The organism is Buttiauxella sp. WJP83 (assembly GCF_027594725.1).
GTDB classification, from domain to species: Bacteria; Pseudomonadota; Gammaproteobacteria; order Enterobacterales; family Enterobacteriaceae; genus Buttiauxella; species Buttiauxella selenatireducens.
Genome location: NZ_CP110080.1, coordinates 1,776,479 through 1,795,757 on the forward strand (window position 1 = coordinate 1,776,479; position 19,279 = coordinate 1,795,757).

Genomic DNA, 19,279 nt, shown 5'->3' on the forward strand with positions numbered 1-19,279 from the left:
GAGAGAATCCCATTCTATCACTGATAGAGAGAAGTTATTTTGAATAAATCGTTGAGTGTGATTTTAACGACAGTATTTCTGGATGCGGTCGGAATTGGTCTGGTTATGCCCGTGCTGCCTGAATTATTACGGTCACTGGCCGGAGAGAACGTGGGGAGTATTCACTATGGTGCTCTGCTGGCCACTTACGCCCTGATGCAGTTCCTGTTCGCCCCAATGCTGGGGGCTCTGAGCGACCGCTTCGGGCGTCGGCCTGTATTAATCGTTTCACTTGCCTGCGCGGTGGCAGACTACCTTTTAATGGCTGCCGCTCCATCACTATTGTGGCTGTATATCGGGCGCATTATTGCTGGGGTAACGGGGGCGAACATGGCCGTTGCAACCGCTTATGTCACTGGCATTACCCCAGCTTCGGACCGTGCTAAAAGGTTTGGCCTGCTTGGTGCGGTTTTCGGTGTGGGGTTTATCGCGGGGCCTGTGCTGGGTGGTTTGCTGGGTGAGTGGCACCTGTACGCTCCTTTCCTGGGGGCGGCTGCGATGAACGGGATCAACCTGATAATGGCTGTCATCCTGTTGCAAGAGTCAAAACATCCCGGCAAAACGGCTGAGTCATCTACAGGTCAGCCGATGTTTACTCGATTATCTAATCTAAGCACTCAGCCTGGCATGGCTCCGTTACTTGGGGTGTTTCTGATTGTCACTCTGGTTTCACAGGTTCCGGCCACGCTGTGGGTTCTATACGGACAGGGGCGTTATGGCTGGAGTTTGTTTATTGCAGGTCTGTCTCTGGCTGGCTACGGAGTATGCCATGCGCTCGCACAGGCCTTTGCCATCGCCCCCATGGTGAAATGGCTAGGAGAGCGAAATACCTTGCTGTGCGGGCTGGCTTGCGATGCCCTTGGTTTACTTCTTTTGTCCATCGCAGCGGAGGGATGGATGCCATTTGCTCTGTTGCCACTGTTTGCTCTGGGAGGGGTGGCAGTTCCTGCCCTGCAAGCAATGATGGCCCGGTGTGTAAGCGATGAAAGGCAGGGTGAACTGCAAGGGGTACTTAGTAGCATTAATAGTCTGGGAGCTATAGCGGGGCCGTTATTGGTTACCCGGCTGTACGATATGACTCAGTTAACGGCCCCCGGTAAGGTGTGGGCATTAGCCGCAATGCTTTATGTGTTAGTTCTGCCAATGTTGTTCATACGACGCAAAAGCGGACTATAAATGGCTAGAGGTAATCAAGGCCTTGTTGTAAGCACCAGAACCGGGTAGCTCTCACTACCCGGTTAATGATTACATCGCTGAGGCTTTTTCCTGTAACAGCTCATAGCAGGTTGCATAATGTTTGAGAAACAACGTTTTGCAACTTTCATCCATATTTCCTGTGATTGCATCCGGACAAAGGTATCGACCCTGAGAGCGCATCCGGGCAAAACTTAATGCAATAAAATCTAGATCTTTGGAAGACACAATAGACTTGTTATTTACTAGCTGCATGCATTTCTCCTGTATTGGCCTATGTTGGGCAAACCAGAAAATGAATATGAAGCTGTAGTAAGTATGGTTCAAAAAACACTGAACGATATTATTTCACTCTCAGACAGAGAACCGAAATATCAAAGTGTTGTATCAATAGCCAGGAAGTGGCATCCAAGTCTGGCAGCCAGTGAGGCGGTAGCGACACCTCGTTGTCAATCATTCCGTGCTGAGTTCTACATTATGGATGAATACTATTTGTAGAGGACTGCAGTTCCGTATGTCTGGTCACCAAAGTTACTCTCAGAGATTATTTTATAACCTGTCGCACCTTTATGAGTGGCTTCTCTACCAATGGAAGCCTCTACATCATCAGAGGAATCTCCCCAGGCAGAGATCGTACCGATCTGTTGCTGATGAGTGGTTCCAGGTGCTAACTCTTTGGCTGGCGTAGATGTGGCTGCAGCCATGGTCACTATCGGTAGTGCCATAAGAGCCACTACTACAGAGAAACACAGTAGTCTTTTCATCATTACTTCCTCGTAAGCCTCAAGCTGCTGAGAGCTCAGAATCAATTAGCACTTTAAAGTGTAGATGCTTAGAGGGGATAGTGAAAAAACTATGGAATTGTGCTCACTTTTATACCCATCAGTACCCAGTCGGTGATTTCAAATGTCTTTGCCGTTTCTGTGCTCAATGCAGTAAGCAGTGTCGTGAAACCACCTATGGGTGGTTTTTTTATGCCTGAAATTCACGGTTTCATCAGACGTTGAATCGCTGTCGCGCGGTTACACTCTGCATTTTCCTTTCGCCTTAATCAAAGACTCTAACTCGTAAATTAATCACTAGATGTTCATATTCCCCCGCAGCATCAGGGGCATTACGTGTTTAAGAATCATTAAATCATTTATGGAAACTTATCATTAATAATCGGGCCGTTGTTTCACGCGAGAATAATGTCAAACACTAAATACGTTTTTTGGGAGTTGAGAATAAATTTGTCAGTCATAAATAAACAAATGACGCCTTCGTATTGTTTTTCCGACGACTTATCATAAATCCCTGCACATATCACAACCATAAATATTATGGCATCCACCGTCTGTCTATTTGGCTTGCCATTAAGCCGTTTAATCCTTTTTGTTAAATGAATAACAACCCGTTCATGCAAAAAAATAACGAACTCCAGAAAAGGTTCAATTATGAATAAGTTTCTTTATCGACTGATTTTTAATAAAGCTCGCGGGATGCTGATGGCCGTACCTGAGTATGCGTCCTCCTGCTCATGTCGATCAGACCAAATGACCACTGAAGCCGTTGCGTCGAAAAATGTTCCCGGTACAACATCCTCGCGTTCCCTGAAAAAAACGCTCATTGCCCAGGCTATTGCTGTTGGGTTGCTGGTTCCTTTGCCTACTTACGCGAGCACCTCAGTGTCATTGCTTCCGCTGGCGATTGACCTGGCAGAGGATAACAATCTGGTGGTGGCGCAGGGTGTCACGAAGGACATGAATGATGGCAGCACGCAAACCTACGGTGAAGTGACGGTCGATGGAACTCTCAACATCACCGAGGGTAGCGATTTGGTCAGTGGGGTTGTGGATGGTGCCAAAACATACAACGCCATTATCGGCGATGCGGCAGGAACTTCGGGCACAGTAAACGTCAGCGGCGATGGCTCATCCTGGATACACAATGAAGATTTCATCACCGTCGGGAGCTACGGTTCTGGGCAGTTGAATGTATCAAATGGTGGTTATGTTGAAAGCGGGTATCTCTCTATCGGTAACTACGATGGCTCATCCGGCACGGTAAACGTGAGTGGCAGCGGCTCGGAACTTAAGGTCCTCGACAATATTTATCTGGGAAGGCGCGGTGGTGCCAGCAATAACGGTGAAGGAGGGGAAGGGGTTCTCAATATCACTGAGGGCGCAATCGTTACCGCTGGAGGGACTTATGTTGGGTACGAAGGTACCGGTACGGTCAATATCTCGGGTGGTAGTACCCTCACCAATGGGGATGGGGCTATTGGGCATCAATCCGGTTCATCCGGTACCGTCAACGTTACTGATGGCTCGACCTGGAATAACACGGGTTATCTTCTTATTGGCCACGAAGGCCAGGACGAAACTGCAGGTCTTGACGCTGCGGAAGGTGTGCTCAATGTATCAGGCGGCAGTACGGTTTCCTCTACAAGCCTCTATGTTGGGGATGGGGGAACAGGCGTCGTCAATCTCTCGGATGGCAGCCAACTAATCACGACTAATACTGATCCTAATGGCTTTAGTTCACTGGGTTGGAATGACAGTAATTACACCCAATCAGACGGCTCAGGGACAGTCAATGTTGACGATTCGACCTGGACGAATCAGGGCAACCTTATTGTTGGGCAATCAGGCTACGGGGAGCTCAATATTACCAATAGCGGCCAGGTTTCCGCTGTAAAACTGTCTGTCGGGCACGGGTCCACCAGTACTGGGGTGATTAATATCTCGGGTGGCAGCCAGTTAACGACGGACAGCGCGCAATTGGGGCTTGATCAGGGGGCATCCGGCACCGTAACAGTGAGCGGTGCGGATTCAAGCTGGAATAATGCGAATGAACTCATGATCGGCCGTAATGGGCAGGGAATGCTCAACATCCTTGATGGAGGGGCAGTCACGACAGGCAGTGCCACGGTCGGTAGCAATGGCACGCTGACTATCGACTCTGATTCCTCTCTGGTTGTCGATAACGCCTTCACCATGAATGAGGGGGCGACACTCAACGTCATGCTGGACGCCAACGCCAGCGGGCCGCTTATCACGGCAGATTCAGCAACGCTTGATGGCAACCTGGTGTTTGAAGGTTTTGCCGCAGGTGACACCATCATGACGTCCTCTTCGGCGACAACGCATGAATTTGTGCTGATCGACACCGATAACACCATCAACGGTGATTTCGATAATCAATCGACACCGACGGATGACGGCATTGATTACCTGGTCTCCAAAGGCTATCTCTCTGAAGACGGAACCGACTACAACCTTGGCTTTAAACTGGCCTGGACTGACGGCGGTGCGCAACAGGGCACAGGCACCTTTACCCTGGCAGAAGGTACGGCTTTCGATGTGGATGTGGTACTGGCAGATCAGGATAAGTCTGTCACTTACGCAAGCGGCTGGGATGGCAAGAGCCTGACCAAAGAAGGTGATGGATTACTGGTTCTGTCAGCGGCGAATACTTATACCGGCGGCACGACGGTTAATGGTGGCACGCTGCAATTGAGCGGCGAAGGGACGTTGGGTGATATCAATAACACCACGACTGTCACCAACGGGACGTTGGACCTGGGGGGCACGACTCAAACTCAGGCTACGCTGAACCAGTCCGGCGGCACGGTGCAGAGTGGCACGATGAATGTCGGCACTTATCAGCTTACCGGCGGTACGCTGGCGACAGACGCCACGGTATATGCCAGCACTTACGATTTCCAGTCTGGGACCGTGAACGGGCAGATACAGGGCGGTGATGTAACCAAAACGACCGACGGCACTGTGACGCTCGCCGGATCCGGTTCATCTGTGGATAGCGTGGACGTGCAACAGGGAACGCTGGTGTTCGTGCAAAATGAAAGCGCGGATGCCTCGCAGATCGCCACATTCAGCACGACCGGCAATTACACCACCCAAAGTGGAGCCACTACGGATGTCGGGCAAGGCGGTTCGACTCTGAATGTGGGGGGCGATCTTGTGCAGGAGGAGGGGTCGACCCTGGCCGTTACGTTGAATGACGACGCCCCTGTCGTGAATGTCACGGGTACGGCAACGCTTGATGGTGAAATCGCTATCTCAGGTTTTGCTGTGGAACAGGATGGCGAACTGGTCAGTTCCAGCGAGCTGACCGGTAAGTCATACGGGATAATTCATGCAGATGGGGGCATCACCCCTGGCGCTGAAATTTCGGGTGTTCCGGATTATTTGATAGGGTCCACCGCTTTATCATCGGATAACAAAGATTACAGTGTCAGCTTTGACCTGGCCTGGGACTCCGGCAGCAGTGGCTCGTTCACCGTTGAGGAAGGTACCGGATTTGAAGTCGATACGGTTCTTGCCGATCAGTCCGGCGAGACTTCCGAGAGTTGGGATGGCAAAAGCTTGACCAAGTCGGGGGAGGGAATTTTGGTCCTCTCAGCCGAAAACACTTACACGGGGGCGACCACTGTCACCGGTGGGGTATTGCGTACTGATGTGGAAAACGCGTTTTCCAGCAGCAGCGAAGTCTCTGTGACGGGCGGCGTGCTTGACCTGAATGGTTATGACCAGCAGGTGAATGATATGTCTGTCGCGCAGGATGGCCAGGTGCAGTTGAACGGTGCTGACTTAACGGCAGACACTTTGACGCTGGCGGGTGATATCTCCTTCGGGGCACCTGTCGGGCCTGCTGTGATGACGGATAGTACATTGACGGAAGGGCGCACAATAACCGTCAACAACTGGGTCGGCGAAGGTGGTTCGGTTGAGCTCTACACCGTTTTTGGTGGCGATGATTCAGTGTCCGACAAAATAGTGATTGATGGCGGTACGGCTACCGGGGATACCGGGCTGGTTATTCGTCATGGCGGGGGAGAAGGCGCGCAGACGGACCAGGGGATCCTGGTTGTCGATGCCATTAATGGGGCGACGACGGACGATGCGTTCTATCTGTCCTCGGAATCTGACGGTTATCGTTCAGGTTACGATTCGATTGCTGCCGGAGCCTATGATTATCAACTGGTTCAAGGGGGTAATGGTGGCGAAGCAGATGACTGGTATCTTACCTCATCAGGTTCTGATTCAGGCGATATGACCCATTATCGCCCGGAAGTGGGCGCGTACCTGAATAACAAACATATTGTCTCGAAACTGCAGACCCACACGATGCATGACCGTCAAACCCCAGGCATTGCAGTGGACGCCCCTGAATCAGAAGGCGTATGGGTGCGTATTGCCGGAGGTGGCACTGAGCGTACCGGTGCAGGCGGCCAGGAGCTGTCTGAGTCGTATTCTCTTATTCACGGCGGTGGCGATTTCCTGAGTATCAGCGACGGAGGGGATGGCGTCTTCCGTGCGGGGGCGATGGGGCAGTATGCTTCGTCCCGTAACGACTCGAAAAACCAGGAAGGCATCACGGCAGACGGTGAAGTCAGTGGCTACAGCGTGGGTCTGTATGGTACCTGGTACGGGCAGGCCGATGGCCGGACCGGGCCGTATGTCGACACCTGGCTGATGTATGGTCAGTTCGATAACGAAGTGAAAGGGCAAGGCCTGGACAGTGAGAATTACGACTCGGAAGACCTGTCGGTTTCACTGGAAGCCGGTTACGCATTCCAGGTTGGCGAGCAGACGTTCCTTGAGCCGCAAGCGCAGATTATTCACTCAAATTATCAGTCGGATACTTACACCGAGCATACCGGTACCGTGGTATCGGATATGTCGGATAAAACGACGACGACCCGACTGGGGGTACGTCTAAGTCATGATTTGACGGAAGGTAATATGCAGTTGAAATTGTACAGCGAAGCAAACTGGTGGCATGGCCCTGGTTCGCAAAGCATGACATTCGATGGCGTCACGGTACAAGACGATCTTCCGGATGATCGTTTCGAAGCGAAGTTCGGTGTACAAGGGCAGATTAACAAATCGGTCAGCGTATGGGGGACTGTGGGCTTAGAAGCCGGTTCTGAGGATTACCGTGCGGGCACGGCGTTGGTCGGCGTTCGTTACACCTGGTAAGAGTCGGTACAAAGGGGCGGCAATGCCCCTTAACAGAAAAGAGGATGCGTATTCAGGAATAAAATTGCAGGGCAAAATCTTCCATCGGTACAGGCTTACCGTATAAATATCCTTGCAGAAAGGTGACGTTACGCGCTTTCAGATAGGATGCCTGTTGTTCATTTTCCACCCCTTCCGCTACCGTCTGTAGATGCAAGCGGGCAGCCAAATCGAGAATGTTATCGATAATATGAACGGAGTGTGTATCAACGCCAATTTTACTGACAAAGCTCTTGTCGATCTTGAGGGCATCAACGTTGATATGTTGCAAATACTTCAGGCTGGAATTGCCGGTCCCAAAATCATCGATGGCAATCATAACCCCCAGTTTATGTAGTTCTTTAACTAATCGTTCAGTCACTTCATCAATCACCAGCAGCTCTCGTTCCGTTAATTCCAACACCAGCTTGATAGGGTTTTCACTGAAGGCGTTGATAAAGACCCGACAATCTTCCACCAGATTGAAGTCCCTGAAATGACTGGCGGTAATGTTGAAAGCGAAATGATAGCCCTGCGGTAACAGCGGTGCCATGGGGGAAAATTGCTTGCGGACCTGTGTCATCAACGCCTGAGTCATGGGGATGATGAGATTACAGTTTTCAGCCATCGGGATGAAACTATCCGGGGGGATAATACCCATCGTGGGGTGCTCCCAGCGCATCAACACTTCGCATCCCGTTTCGTTCATCAGTTGTCCCGATACCACCGGTTGGATATAGGGAATGAACTCCTGATTTTCCAGCGCCTGACGTAACTCATACTCGGGCGAGATGGCGCGTCCTGACCAACGAAAAACCGCAAAACCCAGGATGACACTCAGTAATACCCAGGCGAATAAACTGAATCTGGAGAAATACCAGATATAGCTCAGATAATTGGCTGGGGAAATGGCCGCGACAATCTTGAAAGGGTAGTGGGGCGATGGCAGTTCCATATAGCCTGGCATGTCGGGGGAGATGAGCTGGGTAGAGGGCGTCTGTTGGTGCTGCCATTGCTGTTGGCCTACGATCAGGCCCAGGGGTAAATCAATACTCAACACACTGAGTTCAGAGAGAATATGGTCACCGTATAACCTCACCACAATACTGTCTTTACCGACAACCTTCCGGTAGATAATGAGCTTCTGGTCCTTCTTCACCCTGTTGTCGTTCACGAGAAAAAGCGTGCCATCGGTATAGCTATCGAAGTTAATTTCCTCTGCATAATGTCCATAGAGGGATGAACAATAGATTTGATTACCCCGAACCAGATTGACGCTGCGGACAGTCTGGTAATAAGCCACTTGCATTCTGAGTTGCAACAACACAGAGGAGATGCACTCTTTACCCAGGTCTTCTATGACCGCAGTGGCTGCTTGATTGGCGCTGTCCAAAGCGCCTTCTGCCAGACGTTGGGCATGGGCCATGCGCATCATGGTAGTCCGCTTCAGGTTCGATGTCGTCTGCCCGATAGTACTGATAGCCCCTAGCAGAATGCAAAGCGAGCCAACAAGAATGGCGCGAACCAGCCGGTGTTTAAATTGACGCTTTTTTAACATACCAAACGGCATGAAATTCCCTCTACATCACAGTTTGAACGTTCAACACGGGTTGTAACACCACAGATCCCCCAATAGATCTTATGAATTGATTTCGTTATGAAACTATTCACATTTGCCACAGTAACCCATACAAAAAGACATGTCATATTGAAATGGTAAACGGGTAAAAATTGTATAAAAAAGGCGCGTAATGCTTACCCGTCCCGCTTATTTTTAGAATGTGAGTTACTTCTCATTATTCACATTTTGCACGCCAGGGTGATTCTCAACATTATAATGTTACCCGTATCATGTGTATGGGCACTTAATCACAATTATAACTACCGACTAAACTGAAAAGTTTCGAAGGTGACCAGTATTGGTGCTGTTAATACGAAAAATTCCCAATTGGGAAAAATTAAACTGTCATTCAAAAATGACGTTACCCATAACAAATACAGGTCAGGTTATTCATGCCATTAGTCATTGTTGCTATCGGTGTTATCTTGTTGCTGCTCTTGATGATCCGCTTCAAATTGAACGGATTTATCGCATTGGTGCTGGTGGCGCTTGCGGTCGGTTTAATGCAAGGCATGCCGTTAATTAAAGTTATCGCTTCCATCAAAGCGGGTGTGGGTGGAACCCTGGGCAGCCTGGCGCTGATCATGGGCTTCGGTGCCATGCTCGGCAAAATGTTGGCAGACTGCGGCGGCGCGCAACGTATCGCGACCACGCTGATTGCCAAATTTGGTAAACAACACATTCAGTGGGCGGTGGTTTTAACCGGTTTTACCGTCGGTTTCGCGCTGTTCTATGAAGTCGGCTTCGTGCTGATGCTGCCGCTGGTCTTCACCATCGCTGCAGCGGCAAACATCCCGCTGCTGTTCGTCGGTGTGCCGATGGCCGCTGCGCTGTCCGTGACCCATGGCTTCCTGCCGCCACACCCGGGTCCAACAGCTATCGCGACCATCTTCCACGCGGATATGGGTAAAACCCTGCTGTTCGGTACGATTCTGGCGATTCCAACGGTTATCCTGGCGGGTCCCGTCTTCGCTCGCTGCCTGAAAGGTATCGACAAGCCAATCCCGGAAGGTCTGTACAGCGCGAAAACCTTCACCGAAGAAGAGATGCCAAGCTTTGGTGTCAGCGTCTGGACCTCACTGGTGCCAGTAGTGCTGATGGCGATGCGTGCCGTGGCAGAAATGGTGCTGCCAAAAGGCCACGTGATCCTGTCCGTAGCAGAGTTCCTCGGCGACCCGGTAATGGCAACCCTGATTGCGGTTCTGATCGCACTGTTCACCTTCGGTCTGAACCGTGGCCGTAACATGGATCAGATTAACGAAACGCTGGGTTCTTCCATCAAAATCATCGCCATGATGCTGTTAATCATCGGCGGCGGCGGTGCATTTAAACAGGTTCTGGTAGACAGCGGCGTGGATAAATACATTGCGTCGATGATGCATGGCAGCAACGTATCGCCAATTTTAATGGCCTGGTCTATTGCTGCCGTACTCCGTATCGCGCTGGGTTCTGCAACTGTGGCAGCAATCACCGCAGGCGGTATCGTTGCTCCACTTATCGCTACCACGGGTGTTAGCCCTGAACTGATGGTTATCGCGGTTGGTTCCGGTAGCGTGATTTTCTCTCACGTTAACGACCCGGGTTTCTGGTTGTTCAAAGAGTACTTTAACCTGACTATCGGCGAGACCATCAAGTCCTGGTCGATGCTGGAAACGATTATCTCTGTCTGCGGCCTCGTAGGGTGTCTGCTGCTGGGTATGGTCGTGTAATGTGAAGCAAGCCGGGTAGACTCCCGTTTACCCGGAATACGGTTTTATAAGTCCGGCAAGCTTTGCGCTGCCGGACTTACCTCATCATCAGCAAGGTGCGCCGGGTAATGGTCGCCTTATTCATTGTTAGATCTAATGAATGAGCTCTATTATTTGCCGCGACCTGTTAAACAGGTCATTCAGTTCATGTTCCGTTTGCTTGCCGCTTTTCACCAGCCAGAGAAAATCATAATACGTCGGGTAATATTCCAGACCATTTAGCAACTGGCAAAAGCGGTGCGCTGCAATTTCTGATGTTGCCGCGACGGTAGAGTAGCCACGGAATGGGCCAAGCGCGACATTACAAACCTTCTCCAGCGTTTCGCTGACCGGTTTCTTGCGACTGTATTCCAGAAAATGGAAAAACTCGTGCGCCAGATGAATGTCGATGATTTTTTCCAGTGAAAGCCTGCAACAGGATTGCAGGCTTTCCAGTGAAGGTTGATACAGTGTTACGCGTCGGATGTTTTTCTTTTCACTAAATTCAAACTGAGCGCGAAACTGAACGGTAAAAAACAGGCCATCACTCTTATCGAGCTTAATATCAATATGGTTCTGTTGATACAGCTCGCGAATTGACTGTCCGGCAAATTTTTCAGCAGCATCCTCACCGGCTTTCAGCGCATTATCCAGGTAATAGCTGTACTTCTCCGGTGGGATTTTATTAAACACCGCATCATTTTGCAGATCCAACCAGGCCAGTACTCGATTCAGTTCGTCGCGCTCCATTTTTAGTCCTCACTGCCAGGCAATAGCGATAATATTCTGACCCTGTTCCACCACATCCATCTCCATTTCGATAATCGACATCAACTGCTCTTTCGTTTGGGTGCCAGTGAGGTCGAGCATTTTTTCTTTCCAGAATATAAATGTCTTGGGGATCGCCGCGTTAGCTTCTGAGTATCGGGTATTGTCATCAAGGAACTCCGCAAAAAGTGACGGGATCTCCTGACGTGTACACAACAGCCAATTGGCATTCTCTTTTTTAAGCCGCACCACACCTTCACGGTCGAGTATGCTCAGACGACGCTGCTGCTTCTTCATTAGCCCAAAGAAACGTTTTTGCTCGCTAATACCTTCAAACAAGTGCCAGCGACCGGTCTGGCAAGCGTATTGAGTCGTTTGTTGAGGCAGATTGACGGATTCAGCAGCGATCCGCTGAAGCTGATCCAGCGGTAGCGTGTCGTTGATGGTCTCTTTTTGACGCAACTCTGTTGCGCCCGTAGCGATTGCGCGCAGCACATTTTTTTGCTTATCAATCTCAATATTGATATCGACTGTCGCTTCGTTGGCTCCGGATTTCACAATGCGTTCCAGAATTTCGGCACGAATCATTTTGATCTCGGCTTCGCCAGGATTGACGACGCTTTTTTCGATCATTTCTCGCACCATCGCCATACCGACGCCAATGGTAGAAATGTACGGGGCATTGTTGGCGTTTTTATGCTTCATCGCCACTTTTTCCGCCATTGCGGGGACCAGAATACAGCCGCTGCCACCACCACCTACGAGCGTGATAAAATGCCGTTCCAGCTTGTACTCGGCAATCATGTCTTCGACCACCAGCATCACTTTATCAATCGCGATGTCCAGTGCTTGTCGCGCAGCCTGTTCCGCGCTACAACCGAGATGATCCCCAAATAGCTGCCAGGCGATACGCGCACTGTTCACATTACCCGCCGCGTAGTCGTCTGCCGGGACAAATCCCAACAGGTTCGCAGCACCAGCAACCGTCAGCGCATAGCGTTTCCCTTCTGCTCCCTGTATTACCGCATAGGTCTGTGGATCGCCGGGACGCGGGCTAATAAAAGTCAGTTCAGGATGTTCACCAAAGGCCAATTCAGGAATAAAGCATTCATATTCACAACCCGCTATATGCGCACTGCGCGGCCCAGTCATGGTGATTTTGCCGTTTTCAACCACCATCATACTGCCGCCCGCTACAGCCAGAGTGCGAACGTCCAGAGAGCGTAAATAGGTGCGATGTCCACCAACCTGCGCGTTCTGGATCATGACTTTGCCATTTTTGATCACCGAGATGTCGACGCTGGTGCCGCCAACTTCAAAGAAAATACCGTCGGAGACTTTTTCATACATAAGCGCTCCCGCAACCCCCGCCGCCAGACCAGACAGCATGGTGAGGATTGGGCGTTTACGGACTTCATCAATGCTCATTACGCCGCCGTCACAGCGCATAATCATCAGTTGAGAAGCAATTCCCGCCTCTTTGATCGCCTGTTCTGTCATATTGGCGGTTTCCAACATACGCGGGATCAGGCTGGCGTTTACCACCGCCGTACGGGTACGGGTTTTCAACCCGTACAATTGTGTAATTTCATGACCACCGGTGGCACAAAGTCCCATTTCTGCCGCGATAGCTATCACGCGTAGTTCATTGGTGGGATCGTCCACACTGTAAGCTTCCGAAGCCACAATAACCTCGGCACCCCGCTGACGTAACTCAGCAATGGCGCGACGAATGTCTTCATCGCTAAGCTGGCGGGTATCAAGGAACGTGTTAAACGTATGAAGAAATTTACCATCCGAAAGCGGGATATCATCAATGTGGGCTTCTTTGCGTGCGCTTTTTCCTTCAAAGCCACTGCCCATGGCCACTATACCCACTTTGGCGACATCCCCTTCCAGCAGGGCATTGGTTGCCTGAGTAGTCCCGTGGGCAATAAAGCTCACTTGCTGCGGCGAAATGCCGTTTTCCGCAAGCACCTGATGAATAATGGTGATGATACCGTGTGCGACACCGTTCGGATGATGGTGTGTGGTCGGGATTTTTTTCTTAGCAACCAGCGCAAAGCTGTCGTTATCGATAATGGCGGCATCGGTGAAGGTGCCACCGACATCAATGCCGATGCGATATGTTTTGCTCGTCATAACGATTCTCTCCCTTAAAAGGCGATGTATCCTGCCATCAGCATGGAAACCAGGACCGCCGCCATTGCCCATGGCAGGGTTTTGCGCATGATTTCATTCACGTCGACTTTGGCGAAATCAGATGACCAGACGTTGTGAGTGTTAGTTGGATCTGACAGCCCTTGCAGCAATGATGCAGAGCGCAGCGCCAGCATGGTGGCCAGTGGGGACAGGCCGCCACCCAGCATCAATACGCCCAGGCCGCTACCCAGACCAAAGCTATTCAGTGGGCCACGATACAGCGCCAGTGGGCTGAGCAGAGAGAAGAAGAGGATATAGGTGAGCGGTGACGTAGGAATAATCACCTCAATCAAAGGCTTCAATACCTCGCTAACCTGCGGTGCTGTGACGGCATTCAATAGAATACCGATGCCGACCATCAGGCCAATCGCACCTGCGACGTTCTGTATACCTTCGACCAGGCTACTGACCAGTACATGCGTCGGGCGTTTTGGCATTGCCAGCAACAACGTGATCACCAGGCTTAAAACGATGGCGGGAACGACCTCAATTTGAAACGCGAAGATGATAATTACCGGTACCATCGGGGAGAGCAACGCCAGAGGATTGATCTGTTTGCGGTTGCTCAGCTTATCGGCTACAGGCATTGACCAGGCTTTACGCACGACCACATCGCGTTTCACCATCCATGCAACCATAGCGAGATAGATAATAGCAGCAGGGATGGCGAACATGACGGCGTAGCGCGCCATATCTGCAATCGGAATGCCATACAAATCATGCATCAGCGCCCAGCCACTGACCGCAAACATGCTTCCCAGCGCGTGACAAGCCAATAACACGATGCAACTGGTTAATGGCGAAAGCCCGGCTGTCAGCAGAATAGGAATGATAATACTACCAACCAGAATCACCATGCCCAGTCCATCGCTGGAGGAGAAAATCACCGTACCGATAACGAAAAAGACAATGGCCATTGTCATTGGCTTATCACCAGAGAGCTCTGCCGCTTTGCGAACTAGAGCTTCAGTGACGCCGATTTTTTTCAATACTTCACCAAACCAGGCACCAAAAATCAGCGCGACGATCGTGGCACCCAAACGTAGTGAACCTTGAGTCAGTACATTGTTGGCAATAGAGAATGTTGCTTTATCTTCACTGAAAATTGGTGCACCTGCGACCAGAGGCATCAGAATCGCCATCACTGGCAATGCGAGGATCGCGGGCATTTTCCGCGTCATCATTAAGCCAGAGAAGAGCAGGAAAATGATCAGGATGGCGCTGATCTGAATAATATGAAGCATGTCCATGTGAATTCCTCAGAAGTCGAGATAACCATGTTGCTGACGAATGGCATCCTGTAGCTGACTGACGGATACCTGATGAACGCTGGTGTTGTTTTTTGCTGCCAGCGCAGCTGCAATTCCTCCGGCCTGACCAATTGCACCTACCGTTGGGGTGGTACGGATGGCTGCCTGAGCTTCAAAAGTGGCAGAAATACAGCGCCCGACGACGATCAAATTATCTACTTCTTCGGTAATGAGCGTTCGCCATGGAATACCGTACATACCGCCATAGGGGAGCGTGCCGTGTTGAGTGCCTTCACCATCTGGGCTATGGATATCAATGGGATAACCAGAAATGGCAATGGTGTCTTCGAAACGGGTTTGATTCAGCAAATCTTCGGCAGTAAGGCGGTAGCATCCTTTAATCTGCAAGGAACTACGGATACCCACTGAAGGGCCAGTTGACAACACAAGTGCGTTTTCAAAACCGGGAACAACGCGTTTGACAAAGCCTTCCAGCTCGCGGCATTGCTGACGACCTACAAACTCGGCGTGGCTCAGACTCCATGGATCGGTCGCATCGTGATCGAGGATACGGCTGGTATTGAAAATAAACTCACCAGGGTTGTTAGTTTCAAAGAACAAAACATCTTCGCGAGGAATAGAGATTTCGCCTGCCGCTTTTGCTGCTGTCAGTTCTTTAACAAAACCGTGGCATGACAGTCGCTCGGCTGTTTTGACGTCCTCGGCCCGGTAGTGGTTATTCAGTTCAGCAATGTGGTCAAGCATGTAGGTACGCAGTTTTTCGCGATCGACATTGCCCATTTTCATGGTCAGTGTCATCGGCTGCGATTTGCCGTCTGACTCACGACCTTTGAGCAGCGGTACACCTGATTTCTCTGCCACAACAGCGTCACCACTGGCATCAATAAACACTTTGGCACGAAGGGGCATAAGGCCGGAGCGGGTACAGACGGTGATAGTGTCAATGACGTTACCAACACGAGTCACTTCTGCCAGCGACGCATGATAAAGAACTTTTCCGCCTGCTTCTAAAAGCATCAGTTCCAGCTCGTGTTTCATCGCCTCGGCATCGAATGGCGTGTAGGTCGTCGTAAAATGACCAGGGTCACGGACATGTCCCGGTGATTTTCCCTGTGCTTTTAAGCGGCTAACTAATTCATCAGTGATCCCACGGATCACCTGCTTTTCACCAGCGTGAAAGGTCATCATCGGATTTACACCGTTGGTGGTCAGGGTTCCGCCCAGACAGGCACTGGCCTCAACGACGACGGTTTTGGCCTGATTTCTCGCCGCCGCAATCGCGGCAATGCTGCCGGAAATGCCTCCACCAATAACCACGACATCAAACTGTTCCATTCTATTGCCTTTTAGTAAACAAGAGGTGTTGGGCGCATCATGCGGACATAATATCCAGGTGTATAGTGATAATCTGGTCGAATGTGAACAAGGTCATTATTTTTATTAAACAATAAATTTTTTTGTGATCCCGCATTTATTATCGGTTTTAATGCCTCTTTTTACGGTGAACTTACCATTATGTGATAGCTGTCTTTGTGTTTAGTAAACACCTGTGTCAGGCTGTTTAGAATATAATGGGTATGACCCAATGAGGGAAAATCATGAGACTCGGACTGGATATTGGCGGTACTAAAATTGAAGCGGTCATTCTTGGTGAACAGGGAGATGTGATTTATCGCGAGAGATACGCCACGCCAAAACAAAGCTATGGCGCTTTTTTTGAGGCAGTCGTGGAGGTCATTGGCAAAGCAATGGGGGCGGTCAGTGGGCCATTATCTGTTGGTCTTGGAATCCCCGGCACCGTGGGTAGTAGCGGATTAATAAAAAACTCCAATATTCTGGTGCTCAACCAGCAACCTTTTTCCCGTGATCTGGAACAACACCTTGGAATGCCCGTTGCGGTGACCAACGATGCTAACTGTTTTACCTTATCTGAGGCGATGGATGGCGGTGGAAAAGGCTACGGCGTTGTGTTTGGTGTAATCCTGGGTACGGGTTGCGGTGGTGGGTTATGTGTTGATAACCGACTGATTTCTGGTCCTAACTCCTGTGCAGGTGAGTGGGGGCATAATGCGTTACCCCACTTCCAGAGTACTCAGGATGGTCAACCCGTATCGTGCTATTGCGGGCAGCTCAACTGTATCGAAAATTTTGTTTCGGGTAGCGGTCTGGAGCGCCAGTATTTCGATGCCACGGCTCAACAGGCAAGCGTTCCGGAAATCATGCAACGGATCGCTTCTGGAGATGACGATTCCTGCCGGGTGTGGGATCGTTATCGTGATCAATTGGCGAGGGCGCTAGCGAGTGTGGTGAATACGCTTGATCCTGACGTCATTGTCTTGGGCGGAGGGATATCAAATATTGCATTGTTATATCCGGGATTACAGGAGAAAGTGGCACAATATGTTTTTGGCCAGCAGTGCTGTACGCCGATTATCCAGGCAAAGCATGGTGACAGCAGCGGTGTGCGGGGTGCTGCCTGGCTCGGGGCGCAATTACCCCTTAATATCGCTACCGCATAATGAGACTCAATGAATGAGAGCAAGATGACGAAACCAGTACGAATTAGAGATATTGCCGAAGTCTGCGGTGTGTCAGTGGGCGCGGTTTCTCGCGCTCTTAAGGGACAGCCCGGTTTGCGTGAAGATACACGCCAGCGGATAATTTCTGTTGCAGAACAACAGGGCTACGATTTTTCCCGCCTGCGCAGCGATAAGATTAAACGCGTGCTCTTTTTACTGCACCGTCAGCACAACATCAGTTATGCCTTGCCGTTCTATTCGCAACTTCTGCTTGGCATTGAAGATCAGTGTCGTGACCACGGCATCGCCCTGAGCTTCCTCTCGATTGGCCCAGGGGATGCGGCAAATGAGCAGGTGATGTTACATCAGCCTGACGCCTTAATCTGCGCCGGTTTTTTTGAGCCGGAATTGTTGGGGCTACTCCAGCAAATGAAATTGCCGTTGGTGCTGGTAGATTTGTGGGCACCGGGATTGCCTTGTGTGAACCCGGATAATACTCAGGGAGGTTACCTTGCTACCCGGCATTTAATTGAGCAGGGGCGTTGTCGCATTGCATTTCTCGCTAGTACGCTGTCTCACTACAGTATCCGACAACGCGAAAAGGGTTACCGCCAAGCGTTATATGAAGCACGTCTGCTGATGCCACCAGAGTATGAGGCCATTGCACCGCCCTTGCTGGATACCGAGCAGTCATTGATAGAAGCTATTAATGAATTGCTTAATTTACCTGAACCTCCGGATGCCATTTTTGCTTATAACGATGCCGCGGCACTGGTAGTGCTTCGTGTGTGCGCGCAGCGGGGATTGCGAGTACCTGAGGATATTGCGCTGGTGGGGTTTGATGATATCGACGCGGCCGGGTGGTCACTTCCACCGTTAAGCACTATTGCGATTAATAAGCAGCAGTTGGGACGCGAAGCGCTGAATTTGTTACTCGAAGAGAAGCAAGAGGGAAACCTGTTGCTGCCCGTACAATTGATCGTTCGGGCCAGTTCAGCGGTAAAAGCGTCAACGTCGGACACTGGAAATGACATCACGGACTCGCTCGTGGTCAGGAATTGATTGATGTGTGAACAGAAATGGATGTTTATCAGGAGCTAACGGCGAGCAAAATAAGGTAAGTAACTATCTCTTGAGGCTAAATTGAAACGTTCATCAGTGGGTAGAGGAAATCACAGAGGCACCATTTTTCCTGACATCCTTTATCAAAAACACTCATTTTTAGGGTAAAGTTACTGCATATCGTAGGCCGAACAGATCATAAAAAGTCATCCTGTAAAATTCGGCGTAAAAATTGAACACCTTTTGGAGAACACAGCATGAATCATGGGCCGCTAAACGAAGAAGAACTGGAATGGCTGGATGACACGCTCACTCAGTACGGTAATGATGATTCTGTGTTGGACGTTTCTGAATTAGACGGGATGCTGACGGCGATTCTCTCTGCGCCGACGAAGATTACATTTGCTGAGTTACAATCTGCAGTGTGGGGCGGTGAGAATCAGCTTCCACACTGGGAAAGCGCACAAGAACAACAACGCTTTCACGAACTCTGCTCTCAGCATATGAATGATATTGCCGAACGCCTGTCCAGTGCTCCTGACCAGTTCGAACCCCTGTTTGGTTTTCGCGAAGTTGATGGTAATGACTACACGATCGTTGAAGAGTGGTGCTTTGGTTACATGCGCGGTGTTGGGTTAAGTGACTGGAGTGCCTTGCCAGAATCGTTGCGTTCCGTGCTGGAGGCAATTGCTTTACATGGTGACGAAGCTAATATCGCGAAGCTTGAACAGATGACCGAAGAGGAATATGAAACGAGCCAGGCAGCAATTGGTCCTGCTGCGTTGGAATTACATCGTTACTGGAAAGAACAACCTCAGTCTGAGATAAATACTGTTCATTAATTATACAGTGGAAAAGTGTTTTCTCATTA

At 50.3% G+C, this 19,279-nt stretch carries 13 protein-coding genes; 6 read left to right on the plus strand and 7 right to left on the minus strand.

Features of this window, described 5'->3' with window-relative positions:
• The first annotated feature begins 39 nt into the window (after positions 1-39).
• Complete coding sequence (gene tet, locus OH773_RS08275; protein ID WP_270144723.1) at positions 40-1,215, plus strand: Tet(A)/Tet(B)/Tet(C) family tetracycline efflux MFS transporter; 1,176 nt, start codon at positions 40-42, stop codon at positions 1,213-1,215.
• Positions 1,216-1,284: 69 nt separating this feature from the next.
• Here tet and OH773_RS08280 read toward each other — a convergent pair whose 3' ends face one another.
• Complete coding sequence (locus OH773_RS08280) at positions 1,285-1,488, minus strand: hypothetical protein (protein WP_270144725.1); 204 nt, start codon at positions 1,486-1,488, stop codon at positions 1,285-1,287.
• A 233-nt stretch (positions 1,489-1,721) separates the two neighbouring features.
• On the minus strand, positions 1,722-1,997 hold the full coding sequence (locus OH773_RS08285) for a DUF1471 domain-containing protein (RefSeq protein WP_270144727.1): 276 nt from the start codon (positions 1,995-1,997) through the stop codon (positions 1,722-1,724).
• A 672-nt stretch (positions 1,998-2,669) separates the two neighbouring features.
• On the opposite strand from OH773_RS08285, the gene OH773_RS08290 reads away from it, so the two are divergent.
• On the plus strand, positions 2,670-7,220 hold the full coding sequence (locus OH773_RS08290; protein WP_270144729.1) for an autotransporter outer membrane beta-barrel domain-containing protein: 4,551 nt from the start codon (positions 2,670-2,672) through the stop codon (positions 7,218-7,220).
• A 52-nt stretch (positions 7,221-7,272) separates the two neighbouring features.
• Here OH773_RS08290 and OH773_RS08295 read toward each other — a convergent pair whose 3' ends face one another.
• Positions 7,273-8,808, minus strand: coding sequence for an EAL domain-containing protein (locus tag OH773_RS08295; RefSeq protein ID WP_270144731.1), 1,536 nt, complete (start codon positions 8,806-8,808; stop codon positions 7,273-7,275).
• Positions 8,809-9,251: 443 nt separating this feature from the next.
• Here OH773_RS08295 and gntT point away from each other — a divergent pair, with 443 nt between their 5' ends.
• The gene (gene gntT / locus OH773_RS08300) at positions 9,252-10,568 is read left to right on the plus strand and encodes a gluconate transporter (protein WP_270144733.1); all 1,317 of its coding nucleotides are present in this window, start codon (positions 9,252-9,254) and stop codon (positions 10,566-10,568) included.
• A gap of 132 nt (positions 10,569-10,700) precedes the next feature.
• Here gntT and OH773_RS08305 read toward each other — a convergent pair whose 3' ends face one another.
• The 4 genes from OH773_RS08305 to OH773_RS08320 are packed head-to-tail and all read right to left on the minus strand — an operon-like array spanning position 10,701 to position 16,162.
• Positions 10,701-11,336 carry a hypothetical protein gene (locus OH773_RS08305; protein ID WP_270144735.1) on the minus strand — a complete coding sequence of 212 codons (636 nt, stop codon included), beginning with the start codon at positions 11,334-11,336 and terminating at the stop codon, positions 10,701-10,703.
• Positions 11,337-11,345: 9 nt separating this feature from the next.
• Positions 11,346-13,496, minus strand: a complete 2,151-nt coding sequence (locus OH773_RS08310) for a hydantoinase/oxoprolinase family protein (RefSeq protein ID WP_270144737.1) — start codon at positions 13,494-13,496, stop codon at positions 11,346-11,348.
• A 14-nt stretch (positions 13,497-13,510) separates the two neighbouring features.
• The gene (locus tag OH773_RS08315) at positions 13,511-14,806 is read right to left on the minus strand and encodes a hypothetical protein (protein WP_270144739.1); all 1,296 of its coding nucleotides are present in this window, start codon (positions 14,804-14,806) and stop codon (positions 13,511-13,513) included.
• A 9-nt stretch (positions 14,807-14,815) separates the two neighbouring features.
• Positions 14,816-16,162 carry an FAD-dependent oxidoreductase gene (locus OH773_RS08320; RefSeq protein WP_270144741.1) on the minus strand — a complete coding sequence of 449 codons (1,347 nt, stop codon included), beginning with the start codon at positions 16,160-16,162 and terminating at the stop codon, positions 14,816-14,818.
• Between the two features lie 263 nt (positions 16,163-16,425).
• On the opposite strand from OH773_RS08320, the gene OH773_RS08325 reads away from it, so the two are divergent.
• From OH773_RS08325 to OH773_RS08335, 3 genes are all read left to right on the plus strand, one after another.
• Complete coding sequence (locus OH773_RS08325) at positions 16,426-17,346, plus strand: ROK family protein (RefSeq protein WP_270144743.1); 921 nt, start codon at positions 16,426-16,428, stop codon at positions 17,344-17,346.
• A 24-nt stretch (positions 17,347-17,370) separates the two neighbouring features.
• Positions 17,371-18,408 carry a LacI family DNA-binding transcriptional regulator gene (locus tag OH773_RS08330; RefSeq protein WP_270144745.1) on the plus strand — a complete coding sequence of 346 codons (1,038 nt, stop codon included), beginning with the start codon at positions 17,371-17,373 and terminating at the stop codon, positions 18,406-18,408.
• 257 nt (positions 18,409-18,665) lie between these two features.
• Positions 18,666-19,250: a YecA/YgfB family protein gene (locus tag OH773_RS08335; protein ID WP_270144747.1), complete on the plus strand. Its 585-nt coding sequence runs from the start codon at positions 18,666-18,668 to the stop codon at positions 19,248-19,250.
• Positions 19,251-19,279: the final 29 nt, after the last annotated feature.